The sequence below is a fragment of the Corynebacterium ihumii genome, assembly GCF_028609825.1.
Lineage (GTDB): Bacteria > Actinomycetota > Actinomycetes > Mycobacteriales > Mycobacteriaceae > Corynebacterium > Corynebacterium afermentans.
Window position 1 is genome coordinate 1,256,792 of record NZ_CP063190.1, and the last position, 12,962, is coordinate 1,269,753.

Sequence of the window (12,962 nt, forward strand, 5' to 3'; positions counted from 1 at the left end):
GTTACAGCACCATCAGTTCCTTGCTGCACTCCGTGATCACCTTCGGTGCCGCCGAGGTGATGATGAGGGTGTCCTCGATGCGCACCCCCGCCTTGCCTGGGATGTAAATTCCGGGCTCGATAGTTAGCGTCATGCCCTCTTCGAGCACGCCTGTCCCGGTCTTCGCGGCGCTGGGAGCCTCGTGCACATCTAGGCCCACACCGTGGCCGGTGGAGTGCACGAAGTACTCGCCGTAGCCAGCTTCAGCGATTACGTCGCGGCAGGCCTTGTCCACGTCCACAAGCTTTGCCCCCGGCACCGCGGCCTTCACTCCCGCAAGCTGGGCGGCGAGGGTCACCTCGTAGATCTCGCGCTCAAGCTCGCCGATTTGACCGATCGCGAACGTGCGCGTCATGTCCGAGTTGAAGCCGAGGCGGTGCATACCGAAATCGATGGTGACTAGGTCACCGTCCGCAATGACACGGTCGCCCGCGCCGTGGTGCGGCTTCGCCGAGTTCGGCCCGGAGGCGACGATGGTGTCGAAGCTGACGCGCTCCGCGCCGAGGACCCGCATGCGGTTCTCCAGGTCCGCAGCCACCTCGCGCTCGGTGCGGCCGGCGCGGAGCTGACCGGCCTGCAGCAGTCCATCGAGCGCCTCGACCGTCAGCTCCGCCGCCTCCGTCAAGCGGGTGAGCTCAAGGTTGTCTTTGGTTAAGCGGATCTCCTCGATAACCCCGCTGACCGGTACGAGGGTGACGCCCTCGGGGCAGGCCTCGCGCAGCTTCTCTAGCTGAGCTACCGAAACATAGTCGGCCTCGAAACCCACGCGGTGCCCCTCGGCGGCCTTGGACAGCATGGCGACGCCGACGTTGCGCTCAATCGTGGCCTCGATGTCCGGCACTTCCTCGCCGATTTGGGTGGTGTAGCGCCCGTCGGTGGCGATTGCGGCAGTGCGGTCCTTCGACACCAGCATGGCGCCGTTCGACCCCGAAAAGCCTGACAGGTAACGCACGTGTGTCAGGTGCGTCACCAGCATGTCGTCGATGCGGCGCTCCGCCAGCTTCGTGGACAGTTTGCGGCGGCGGTCCTCAAATCGGGTGTCTGCCAGTGCCATCAGAGCCTCCTTGCGTAGTAGTCGAGCGCGAGCCGGTAGCCGTCCACCCCCAACCCGGCGATGACGCCTTCGGCGATCGGCGAAAGGTAGGAGTGCGCCCTAAACGGCTCGCGTGCGTGCACGTTGGAAATGTGCACCTCGATAAAGCCGTGGTGATCTTTCAGTTCTACCAGCGCGTCACGCAGCGCGACGGAGGTATGGGTAAATCCGCCGGGGTTGATTACCACGGCCCACCCGTTGTCCGCCGCCTCGTGCACCCAGTCGATCAATTCGCCCTCGTGGTTGGACTGGCGGCATTCCACCTCCAGACCGAGCTCGCCGCCGCGATCAAGCAATCGCTTTTCGACGTCCGCCAGCGTCACCGACCCGTAGATCTCCGGCTGCCGCTTGCCCAGCCTGTTCAAATTCGGCCCGTTAAGCACCAAAATCTTCATCGTTACTCCGAAATCGCCTCGTAGGCGGCACGCATCTCGTCTGCCGTCGTGTCCTCGAGCCGGGTGCAAGAGCCCAACCCGTCGAGAACGACAAAGCGGATGCGGCCGTCACGGTTTTTCTTGTCCAACAGCATCGCGTCGTGCAGCTCGTCGAAAGCGCCCGCCTCGTAGCGGGTGGGAAGGCCGGCTGTGGTCAGGATTTCTTCGTGGAGGGCGACCAACGGTGCGTCGACAAGCCTCCTGCCCAATGCCAGGTGAGCCACAAACATCATGCCCACCGCGACCGCGTTGCCGTGCCGCCAAGAGTAGTTTTCGCGGCGCTCGATGGCGTGACCGAGAGTGTGGCCGTAGTTGAGAATTTCGCGCAGGCCGGACTCCTTCAAGTCCTGGCCGACAACCCTCGCCTTCACCGCCACGGAACGCTCTACCAGCTCCGGCCAATGCTTTTCGGCACCGTCCTGGTAGAGCTCGAGGATGCGCGGATCCGCGATAAAACCGGTTTTGATCAGCTCCGCGGAACCGGAGACGACCTCCGGTTCCGGGAGGGTGTCAATGCGGGCGAGGTCGATGAACACGCTGTCCGGCTCGTGGAACGCGCCAACAAGGTTTTTGCCGGCGGAAGTGTTGATTCCGGTCTTGCCGCCGACAGCTGCATCCACCATCGCCAGCAGCGTGGTGGGCACCTGCACGACCTTGATGCCGCGCATCCACGTCGCCGCGGCGAAGCCGGCGAGATCCGTCACCGCGCCGCCGCCGAGGCCGACCACCGCGTCCTGGCGGGAAAAACCGCGCTCACCGAGCGTGTCCCAGAGATTGGAAAGGACCTTCAGGTTTTTGCCGGCTTCCGCGTCCGGCACGCACACCGTCACCGGCTCTACTCCGACGGCATCAAGCGTGCGGCCAAGTTGATCTGCCGCATTTGCAAGTGGCGCCTGGTGCACAACGAGCGCCCGGCGGGCGCCGATGCGTGCGACACGCTGGGCAGCCTGGTCCAAATTGTCACGCTCGATATGGATGGAGTACGGGTTTTGGCCCGTGACCTCAACTACGGCCATGCGTCTCGCCTTTCTGATGAGTTAGCCCACGTTAATCCACGTCGATGAACCCGAGGATCTCCGCCACCACACGCTGAGGCGGGCGTTCGTCCGTGCGCACACGGAAGCTGGATACCTCGCGGTACAACGGCTCGCGCTGCTCCATCAGGTCGCGGTAGCGCTGCTGCCGGTCGTCGCCGTCAAGCACGGGACGCGACGCGTCCTCAGCAGTGCGACGGATGCCCTCCTCCGCGGTGACGTCTATCCACACAACGGTGTGTCGCTGTAGCAGCGTGCGCACCTGTTTGGAGACAACCGCACCGCCGCCGAGGCTGACTACCCCGCCGGTGGCGAGCGCGCGGGCGACGTAGCCGACCTCGAGCTCGCGGAATGCCTCCTCGCCCAGCTGCGCGTACACCTCGCCGCAGGCCTTGCCCTCGCCTTGCTCTATCAGCACGTCGGAGTCCACGATGGGCAGGTTCAACGCGCTGGCGATGCGGCGGCCAATGGTGGACTTTCCGGCCCCCGGCATGCCAACCAGCACGACCCGCGGTGCGGCGTACACCATCGCCGGCGAGGCAGCGACAAGCTCGGTCGCGCTAGGCGCGTCGTTCTCTTCAAACGACGTCGCCTCCTTCTCGGCTTCCGCAGGTTTCGGGGCAAGTTCATCCACCAAGTCGTTCACGATATCTACCGGGGCTCCCCCGGTCTGGGTGGTCATGCCATGTCCTCCTCTTGGGCAAACGTGAGCCGGTCCGCAGCGTACGCGCGGTAGGCCTCCACGTTGCGCCGCACCTCGTCCACAGTATCGCCACCGAACTTCTCGGACACGGCTTGCGCCAAAACCAACGCGACCATCGCCTCGGCGACCACACCGCCAGCGGGCACCGCGCACACATCCGAGCGCTGGTGGATGCCGGTCGCGGCTTCGCCGGTGGACATATCCACGGTCTTCAGCGCGCGCGGAACCGTCGAGATCGGTTTCAACGCCGCACGCAGACGCAACTGTTCGCCGTTGGTCATGCCTCCTTCGAGGCCGCCCGCGCGGTTAGTGGAGCGCTCGATGCCGTCGGCGCCCCGCACCATCTCGTCGTGCGCCTGGGAGCCACGGCGGCGCGCTTCCTCAAATCCGTCGCCGACCTCGACGCCCTTCACCGACTGGATGCCCATCAGCGCGCCAGCCAGGCGCGCGTCCAAGCGACGCTCGCCGGAGACATGTGAGCCCAGGCCGACGGGCAGCCCGTCCACGATCACCTCGACAATGCCGCCGAGGGTGTCGCCGTCCTTCTTCGCCGCCTCGATGCGGGCGACCATGTCCGCTTCCGCGTTCTTGTCGTAGGCGCGCACCGGGGAGGCGTCGATAGCCTCAATGTCTTTGAAGCTCGGGTGCGGGCCCGCGTACGGTGCGGACTCGCCGATGGAGATCACATGTGAGAACACCTCGACACCAAGCGTTTCGCGCAGGAAGCTGCGGGCCACCGTCGCCGCCGCCACGCGCGCGGCAGTCTCGCGCGCAGACGAGCGCTCAAGCACCGGACGCGCGGAGTCAAAGCCGTACTTGATCATGCCGGCAAAGTCCGCGTGTCCCGGGCGCGGGCGGGTCAGCGACGCTCCGCGCCCCGACGCCATCGCCTTCGCCACATCGGGGTCCTGCATGTCCACGGGCTCCGCCGACATGATCGTGGTCCACTTCGGCCACTCCGTGTTGCCGATCTGGATGGCAATGGGGCTGCCGATTGAAGTGCCGTGCACCACTCCGGTGAGGAGGGTGAGCTCATCGGCTTCAAACTTCATACGGGCGCCACGCCCGTAGCCGAGGCGGCGACGCGCCAATTGATGGGCAATCTCATCTTTGCGCACCGGCAGACCTGCCGGCGCATTTTCCACCAGCGCAATGAGGGCTTGGCCGTGCGATTCACCGGCCGTTGTCCAACGAAACATGGCGACATTCTTACACAACCAATGCGTGCTTCTGCCTTCAAACCCCCGAATACATACACAAAAAAGGAAACAGCACCCACAGAGCGCAGAGCATCGACGGGCCATGCGGCACAGAACGCTTCCGAAACACCACCGCCACGCCTACGGTGAACAGGCCGGATAGCCCAAACGCGGCAACAACTCCAAGGGGCCCGCCGGCGGCCGCGCAAGCCACGCCGAGCGGGACTGCGAGCTTGATGTCTCCCCCACCGATGCCCCGGCCCACCAGCAGATACCACGTCGGCCACAGCAGCCCCCACGCCAGGGACGGCTGCCACAAGCAGGCGGTCAAAGCTGCGACCGCGGGCGGCCCCGTTAGCGCATCCGGCAGCCTGCGCTCGCGGATGTCGAAGACACACAGTAGCGCTGACCATGCAAGAAAAACAGCCCCTGCCGCATAGGCGGCGAATCCCCCAGTCCCCACGCCTGTGAGGTTAGTGGGTGTGCTCCCAGTGGCGCAACAGCGCTTCACGCATCTCCGACCGTGGAGCAGCAACACCAGTGAACTGCTCGAACTGGGCGTACGACTGCCCCGCCAGCATGGACAAGCCCCCCACCACTGGGTAGCCGTTCGAGGCGGCGCTCACGGCCAACGACGTGGGCCATGGGTTGTAAATCACGTCGAACACCGGAGCATGCCCAAGTGTCTTGGCATGCTGTTCCAGCGCATCCGCGGGCACGGTGGAGGCGACAACGTCCGCTTCCAAAGCAACCGGCTCTAGGTCAGCGTCGAAGGTGCAGAAGGACACGTCCATGCCCTGTGCCAGTTCCACGTACTCCGCTGCGCGGTCCGAGCGGTTGACCACGGTCACCTGCTCGCATCCGCTCTCGCGCAACGCCCATATCACGGCGCGAGCTGTGCCACCCGCACCGACTAGAACTGCGCGCTTTGCCGGGGTCGTCTCTCCCAGCAGCTCCTGCAGCGCCACCATGGCGCCTTCGCAATCGGTGTTGTCGGCGCGCCAGCCGCCGTCGATACGCGTGAGCGTGTTCGCGGAACCAATTTGCTGCGCACGCTCGGTGACCTCGTCCGCGAAGTCCAGCGCCTCGAACTTACACGGCATGGTCACCGAGAAGCCGCGGAACGTCTCGTACGCCTCCCCCACAATGCCTGGCAGGTCGTCCGCTTCGCAGAGGATGCGGGTGTACTCCCAGCCGTCCAAGCCCAGCGCCTGGTACCCGGCGCTGTGCAGCACCGGGGAGAGCGAGTGCCCGATCGGCGCGCCGAGGACCGCGGCGCGGTGCGTGGGCCCCATGGGTTAGCGCTGCGAATCCAGCACGCCAGAATCCACCGCACGCTGGGTGTCGTTGAGGTGCTGCTCGAACGTGTCGTTAAAGGTGGTCGTGCCGTCCTTGTCCACGGTGACGAAGAACAGCCAGTTGCCTTCGGCCGGGTTTTCCATTGCCTCGATGGCCTCGATGGACGGAGAAGCGATCGGGGTCTGCGGCAGGCCGTCCATGGCGTAGGTGTTCCACGGGGTGACGCGGCCGCGGTCTTCGTCGGTGGTGGCAACCTCAACGGAAGGCAGGCCGTAGTTCACTGTGGAGTCGAATTCCAGGCGCATCGGCTCGTCCAGACGGTTCAGGATCACTCGCGCGACCTTGTCGAACTCGCCTGCCGGAGCCTCGCGCTCGACCAGGGACGCTGCCGTGAGCAGCTCGTACGGGGTCAGGCCAACCGCCTTGGCACGGCCGACAATGTCGGTGGACTCGTACTGCTTGGCGGAGCGCGTGATCAGATCGGTGAGGATCTCCTCGGCGCTCGCGTGCGGGTCGATGATGTACTCGCCCGGGGCGATGAGGCCTTCGAGCCTCTTCGCGTCGCCAGCCCGGCCGGCAACGGTCTCGCGGGCCCACTCAGGAACACCAAGAGCCTCTGGATCCGCTTCCGCAGCAACCTTGTTCAGCTCTTCCAGCTTCAGGCAGTCCGGCGCTGGTTCCTCGCCGCAGGCGGACTGCTGAATCATGGTCAAAATTCCCAAGCGCTTCTGTCCGCCGAGGATATTAATGTCCATCAAGGTAGCCCCGCCGTAGACCTGCAACGGAGTAATGCGCTGCTGCGGATCCAAAAGCGCGCTCACCGCGGAGTCGGCGCTCATCTCTCCCTGCAGGCGGTAGAAGCCCGGCTGGATATTGTCGGCGTTCGCATTGTTTGCCGCGGCAGTTTGGAACGCGTTGTCGGAGGCGACGATGCCACGCTCCTCCAGCTCAGGACCAAGCGCGGAAAGGCTTGCGCCTTCCTTGATGTGCACTACCTGTTCTTCGCCGTTACCAGTGCCCTCGAAGTCGGACACGTTGTTGCCGCGGGCGATGGCAATCCAAGCGATCAGGCCGATGATCAGCAGGAGCGAAGTAACCAGCACCGCGGTGCTTCGTGTGCGCCGCATGGCGGCTTGTCGTGGGGTCACGGTTAATTCTCCTTGAGGTAGTTTTTGCGACCGTCCAGCCATGATTGCAGAATCTCTACCGCCGCCGCTTGGTCGATCACGGCGCGCGCGTCCTTTTCCCGCACGCCGGAGGCACGCAGTGCCTGGGTGGCCGCGACCGTGGTCAGCCGCTCGTCCGCCATTTTCACAGGCACGTCGCTGCGGCGCTTGATGCGGAAGGCTATTTCCTTTGCATGCTTGACGCTCTTGGAGCCGTCGCCGTTGAGGTTCGACGGCAGGCCGACGACAACTTCCACGGCTTCAAACTCGTCGATAAGCTCAAGCAAACGCTCGATGTCCTCGCCGTCGCGGTCTTTGAATCCGGTGACCCGGCGGACCGTTTCCACCGGGGTGGCAAGCGACGCGTCCTGGTCGGAGGAGGCCACGCCGATGCGGACAGTGCCCACATCAATGCCGATGCGGCGCCCCTTCCCCGGGTCGTTGAGCCCCGGGGTGTCTGGCTGCACCTTCATCCGTGTGTCCTTTCCACCTTCGGCGCCTACGGGAACAGGCCGGTTAACGGCTGGGCGGCCAACTGGCCTTGGTTAAACCTAACCGTTTCCTGTGGAACCGGCGGGGTGCTGCCTCGGCGTGTCACGCATTACATCGCTGATTACTCCGCGAGCGATTCACGCACCGCGCGCAGCGCATCTTCGATTCCGGCCGGGTTCGCACCGGTGCCCTGTGCCAGGTCCGGCTTACCGCCTCCCTTACCGTCGACGTACTGCCCGATCAGCTTCACCAGGTCGCCGGCCTTCACACCGGACTGCACAGCCTGCTGCGTTGCGGCAGCGGCCAGGGAGACCTTGCCGTCCACCTGGGACAGCAGCACGATCACAGCGTCTTCTGCCTGGAGCTTGCCGCGCAAGTCGTTGGCGATCGTGCGCAGGTCGCCAGTGGTAATGCCTTCGGGCAGGTGCTTTGCGACGACACGGTGTTCGCCCACCGTCTGCGCCTCATCCGCCAAGTTGGCGGTGGATGCTAGAAGCTGCTGGCGGTGCAGGTTCGCAATTTCCTTTTCTGCCGCGCGCAGACGCTCGCTGAGCTGGGCGATGCGGTCCGGCAGCTCCTCGGTCGGCGCCTTCAATTCCGCCGCCAGGCCAGACGCGAGTGCAGCCTCCTTGGACAGGTACTTGAAGGAATCCATGCCGGAGTACGCCTCAATGCGGCGCGCGCCGGAGCCGACGGAGGACTCGCCGAGGACGGCCACCGGGCCGATCTGGGAGGCGTGCTCGACGTGGGTGCCGCCGCACAGCTCGACGGAGAACGGGCCGCCGATCTCCACCACGCGCACGGTGTCGCCGTAGCTCTCGCCGAACAGCGCCATCGCGCCCATCTCCTTCGCCTTGTCCAGCGAGGTTTCAATCGTGTTGACTGCGAAGTCCGCGTCCACCGCCTGGTTGGTGATAGTGGCGATTTCCTGCAGCTGCGCGTCCGTGAGCTGGTCGGTGTAGTTGAAGTCGAAGCGCAGGTACCCCGGCTTGTTCAAGGAACCAGCCTGGACTGCGGCGGGGCCGAGCACCTGGCGGATCGCCGCGTGGATCAGGTGGGTCGCGGAGTGCGCCTGTCGCGCGCCGTGGCGCCACGCGCCGTCCACCTCGGCGGTGACGGTGGAGCCCAGATCCAGCCCGCCGTTTTGCACCGTGGCCTTGTGCAGCCACAGCTTCTTGCCCACGCGCTGGACGTCGTTGACGTTGAGGATGGTCTCGCCCATGAGCAGGCGGCCGCGGTCTGCCATCTGGCCGCCGGACTCGGCGTACATCGGGGTGACATCGAGGATGACCTCGACCTCGTCGCCCTGGGAGACCTCGCCGACCTTTTCGCCGCCGCGCACGAGACCGATTACCTTCGCGTCGTGGGTGAGCTGGTCGTAGCCGACGAACTCGGTCGGGTTCGCATCCACCCACTCGCGGTAGAGCGATTCGTCCACGTTGCGGTGCTTCTTCGCCTTGTTGTCTGCCTTGGCGCGCTCGCGCTGCTCCTGCATCGCGGCGTTGAAGGCGTCCATGTCCACGTCCAGGCCAGCCTCGCGCGCCATCTCCACGGTCAGGTCGATTGGGAAACCGTAGGTGTCGTGCAGCTCGAAGGCCTGCGCGCCCGGCAGGACCTTGGCGCCGGATGCGGACACGGCGGACGCGGCCTCGTCGAAACGCGAGGTGCCCGCCTCCAGGGTCTTGGAAAACGCCTTCTCCTCGGCGACCGCCACGCGCAGGATGCGCTCGCGGTTGTCCGCGATCTCCGGAAACGACGGGGTCATGGTGTCCATGATGGTGTTCATCAGCGTCTCCATCACCGGGCCGGTGGCGCCCAGCAGGCGCGCGGAGCGGATGATGCGGCGCAACAGGCGGCGCAGGATGTAGCCGCGGCCCTCGTTGGAGGGGGTCACGCCGTCGAGGATGATCATCATGCCGGTGCGCGCGTGGTCGGCGACGACGCGGAAGCGGACATCGTTGTCCTTGTTGCCGGCGTCGTACTTCGCTCCTGTGAGCTCGACAGCGGCGTCAATGACGGGGCGCAGGAGGTCGGTCTCGTAGACGTTGTCCACGCCTTGGAGCAGGCAAGCCACGCGTTCGATGCCCATGCCGGTATCGATGTTTTTCTGCGGCAGCTCGCCGACGATCTCGAAGTTGCCCTTCTTGTCGCCCTCGCCGCGGATGGACTCCATGAACACGAGGTTCCAGATCTCCATGTAGCGGTTGTCGTCGGCGATCGGCCCGCCCTCGACGCCGTATTCCGGGCCGCGGTCGTAGTAGATCTCAGAGCAGGGGCCGCACGGACCCGGGATGCCCATGGACCAGAAGTTGTCCTCCATGCCCATACGCTGGATGCGCTCTTCTGGGATGCCGATCTTGTCGCGCCAGATCGAGGCCGCCTCGTCATCGTCCAGGTAAACGGTCACCCACAGGCGCTCCGGATCCAGGCCCAGACCGCCGTCTTCGACAGCACCAGTGAGCAGGGTCCAGGCGTGCGTGATTGCGCCTTCCTTGAAGTACTGGCCGAAGGAGAAGTTGCCGGCCATCTGGAAAAACGTGTTGTGGCGGGTGGTGATGCCCACTTCCTCGATGTCCAGGGTGCGCACGCACTTCTGGATGGAGGTGGCGGTGCCGTTTTTGAAATCCGGAGTCTGGTCGCCCAGAAAGTACGGCTTGAACGGCACCATGCCGGCGTTGACGAACAGCAGCGTCGGGTCATCCAGAATCAGCGGGGCGCTCGGCACCGGGGTGTGGCCAGCCTCGACGAAGTGGTTGGTGAACCGCTCTCGGATCTCATGGGTTTGCACGCGTGATTGTCCTTTCAGCAGCGCCGGTTTTTATCCGCGCTTACTCTACCCCGCGCCCGCACGCAGCCCGGTGTCACCGTCCGCGGACGAGGGCACGCAACCTACCGATGAAGTCTTTGATGCGCCGCTCCGCACCATGGTCGGTGGGTTCGTAGTAGACAGCATCTTCGAGACCGTCGGGCATGTACTGCTGCTTAACGACGCCCAAAGGATCACCATGCGGATAGACATATCCCACCGCATTGCCCATGGCCTTCGCGCCTTCATAGTGCCCGTCGCGCAGGTGCGCCGGCACCGGCGGGGCGTAGCCTGCGCGCACGTCCGCCAACGCCCGGTCGATGGACTGGATCACCGACGGCGACTTCGGCGCTGTGGCCAAGTGGATCGTCGCCTGCGCAAGGGCGAGCCTTCCCTCGGGCATGCCGATGAACTGCACCGCGTTCGCCGCCGCGTTGGCGGTCTGGAGCGCAGTTGGATCCGCCATGCCAATGTCTTCGGACGCGTGGATGACCAGGCGGCGGGCAATGAACCGCGGGTCCTCGCCCGCCTCAATCATCCGCGCCAGGTAATGCAGCGCGGCATCCACGTCGGAACCGCGGATAGATTTGATGAACGCACTAACGATGTCGTAATGCTGGTCGCCGTCGCGGTCGTAGCGCACCACCGCGCGGTTCACGTTTTCTTTGACGGTGTCGACGGTGATGGTCTCCCCCGGCTGCACCGCCTCCGCCGCAGCTTCCAGATAGGTCAGCGCCCGGCGGGCGTCGCCGCCGGCGAGGAGGACCAGCTGGTCCCGTGCAGCGCTGTCAAGCTCGAATTCGCCGCCAAATCCGCGTTCGTCTGCCATCGCCCGGTCCAGCACCCCGCGCAGGTCGTCCTCGTTCAAAGACTCCAGCTTCAGCAGCAGCGAACGCGACAGCAGCGGCGCTACCACGCTGAAACTCGGATTCTCTGTCGTCGCCGCGACCAGCAGCACGGTGCGGTTTTCCACGGCGGCCAGCAACGCGTCCTGCTGGGTCTTAGAAAACCGGTGCACCTCGTCGATGAACAGCACGGTTTTCTCGCCGCGAATTAGGTCTCGCCGTGCTTCGTCAATTACGGCACGAACTTCCTTCACACCCGAGGACAGCGCCGACAGGGCGACGAAGTTCTGCCCCATCGCAGACGCGATCAGCGATGCGATGGTGGTCTTGCCGGTGCCCGGCGGGCCGTAGAGGATCACCGAGGCGGCCCCAGAGCCGTCGATAAGCCTGCGCAGCGGCTTGCCCTCGCTGAGTAGGTGACGCTGGCCCGCGATCTCGTCGAGGGTCCGCGGACGCATGCGCGCGGCCAAAGGGGCAGATGCCCCCGCCTCGAAGAAGGCGGTGCCACGGTTTCCCAACTCACCGCGGCCGTCTTGCCCTGCGGCTGCGGAGAAAAGTCCCTCTTGCTCCACCCAAACCTCTCCTTATCGCAAGCGCTCAGCCAGCGTCTGGGCGAAGTGGCTTATCGTTTGGTACGCGGGATCCTTGCCCGCGCCCGCGAATGCTGCGAGGGACTCGAACGTCTCACGCAAATCCCTGCGCACCAGCGCTTCGTCTGCGGTGAACGACCCCTTCGAGTACGGACGCAGAACGTCACCGGCATGGTCTGCGGGATGCTCTTCAGTCTCTCCGCCCGCTTCAAGCGGCCCGAGGTCAGACACGTCGAGACCGGCGGCCTCGAAGTCCTCTTTGAGCTTGGTGTCGTGCTCTAGCAATTCGGCCGGGCTGACCGGGTCCAGCATCGCCACACTGCTCATGGCCCACCCGATAATGCCTGCAGTGATCCGCGCTTGGAGCGTATCCGGGTGCTCCACGCTGGGCCAGATGCCTCGCACTTCGCTCACCCAAGCGTCAATGAACGCCTCGGTCGCTTCCGCGTTAAACGGCTGCGCCGCAAGAAAGACTGGGAAGCGTGCGACCACAAACGCCACATCGAAGGTCACATCCCTGAAGCCTGCCCACTCGTAATCCAAAAAGTGGAAGGAGTTGCCGGTCTGAATGACGTTGTCCGGGGTCAGGTCGAACGGCGTGAACGCTCGCATGCCTCCCCGCAGCAGACGGGTGCGCACGTTTGTGGCCGCGAACCGGACCTCCCCCGGGATCTCGATGCCGGCGTTTTCCAAAAACTCCACGCCGATGCGGATGCGGTGCGACAGCAGGCGATCACGCAGCAGCTGCAAGTTCGCCGCGTTCTTCCGCGAACGCGTCATGCGCTGGAACAGCACATTGAACGCGTCCTCGTCGTCCGCGGTGCCGGCATGCATCTTGCCCAACGCCCGGCCGAGCCGGCGCAGCAGGTCCACGTGGGTTTCCGGGTCCGCGTCCTGCAGCAAGTCGGCCAGTGTGCGGCCGTCGCCCAGGTCCGAGATGATCAGGATGCGCTGTGCGGCGTCGTAGCCCAGCAGCACCGGTCCCGGGCGTACTTCCTCGCTTAACGACGTCGCGAACTGATAGGCCACCGTCTCGCGCAAAAATGCCGCGTCCGCCAGCTCGTCACCGGTTGCCGGCGAATGCTTCACCACCACCGAGCGGTGCTGGAAAAACGGGTTGTTAACCACGCGCGCCCGGAATACGTCAGCCAGCCCTGAGCCGTCGAGTCTTTCGACGTCCACAAGCTGCTGCTCGCCGCCATAGCGCTTGGTCAGTATGTCGGCGGCTGCGCGGATGATCTCCTGCGTATCGCCCATCGCTG

Annotated in this window: 12 protein-coding genes; all 12 read right to left on the reverse strand. The window is 65.1% G+C overall.

The window, feature by feature from the left end:
- Position 1: 1 nt before the first annotated feature.
- Positions 2–1,093, reverse strand: a complete 1,092-nt coding sequence (locus CIHUM_RS06220; RefSeq protein WP_034998855.1) for an aminopeptidase P family protein — start codon at positions 1,091–1,093, stop codon at positions 2–4.
- Positions 1,093–1,527, reverse strand: coding sequence for a type II 3-dehydroquinate dehydratase (aroQ, locus tag CIHUM_RS06225; RefSeq protein WP_034998853.1), 435 nt, complete (start codon positions 1,525–1,527; stop codon positions 1,093–1,095). The genes CIHUM_RS06220 and aroQ overlap by 1 nt, the downstream gene beginning before the upstream one ends.
- 2 nt (positions 1,528–1,529) lie before the next feature.
- On the reverse strand, positions 1,530–2,582 hold the full coding sequence (gene aroB / locus CIHUM_RS06230) for a 3-dehydroquinate synthase (protein WP_034998851.1): 1,053 nt from the start codon (positions 2,580–2,582) through the stop codon (positions 1,530–1,532).
- Positions 2,583–2,613: 31 nt separating this feature from the next.
- Positions 2,614–3,129 carry a shikimate kinase gene (locus CIHUM_RS06235; RefSeq protein ID WP_034999328.1) on the reverse strand — a complete coding sequence of 172 codons (516 nt, stop codon included), beginning with the start codon at positions 3,127–3,129 and terminating at the stop codon, positions 2,614–2,616.
- A 149-nt stretch (positions 3,130–3,278) separates the two neighbouring features.
- Positions 3,279–4,502 carry a chorismate synthase gene (gene aroC, locus CIHUM_RS06240; protein ID WP_034998850.1) on the reverse strand — a complete coding sequence of 408 codons (1,224 nt, stop codon included), beginning with the start codon at positions 4,500–4,502 and terminating at the stop codon, positions 3,279–3,281.
- Positions 4,503–4,539: 37 nt separating this feature from the next.
- Entirely contained in the window at positions 4,540–5,040 is a 501-nt protein-coding gene (locus CIHUM_RS06245; RefSeq protein WP_337956117.1) for an A24 family peptidase, read from the reverse strand.
- Positions 4,976–5,797 (reverse strand): shikimate dehydrogenase, encoded by an 822-nt coding sequence (locus tag CIHUM_RS06250; RefSeq protein WP_034998847.1) that lies wholly within the window; start codon positions 5,795–5,797, stop codon positions 4,976–4,978. Before CIHUM_RS06250 ends, CIHUM_RS06245 begins: the two co-directional genes overlap by 65 nt.
- A 3-nt stretch (positions 5,798–5,800) precedes the next feature.
- On the reverse strand, positions 5,801–6,949 hold the full coding sequence (locus CIHUM_RS06255; protein WP_243427148.1) for an endolytic transglycosylase MltG: 1,149 nt from the start codon (positions 6,947–6,949) through the stop codon (positions 5,801–5,803).
- Positions 6,950–6,951: 2 nt separating this feature from the next.
- Positions 6,952–7,440, reverse strand: a complete 489-nt coding sequence (gene ruvX, locus CIHUM_RS06260; RefSeq protein ID WP_034998843.1) for a Holliday junction resolvase RuvX — start codon at positions 7,438–7,440, stop codon at positions 6,952–6,954.
- 140 nt (positions 7,441–7,580) lie between these two features.
- On the reverse strand, positions 7,581–10,247 hold the full coding sequence (gene alaS, locus CIHUM_RS06265) for an alanine--tRNA ligase (protein WP_034998841.1): 2,667 nt from the start codon (positions 10,245–10,247) through the stop codon (positions 7,581–7,583).
- A gap of 73 nt (positions 10,248–10,320) precedes the next feature.
- Entirely contained in the window at positions 10,321–11,682 is a 1,362-nt protein-coding gene (locus CIHUM_RS06270; protein ID WP_034998840.1) for a replication-associated recombination protein A, read from the reverse strand.
- 12 nt (positions 11,683–11,694) lie between these two features.
- Positions 11,695–12,957 carry a protein kinase family protein gene (locus tag CIHUM_RS06275; protein WP_034998838.1) on the reverse strand — a complete coding sequence of 421 codons (1,263 nt, stop codon included), beginning with the start codon at positions 12,955–12,957 and terminating at the stop codon, positions 11,695–11,697.
- Positions 12,958–12,962 lie beyond the last annotated feature (5 nt).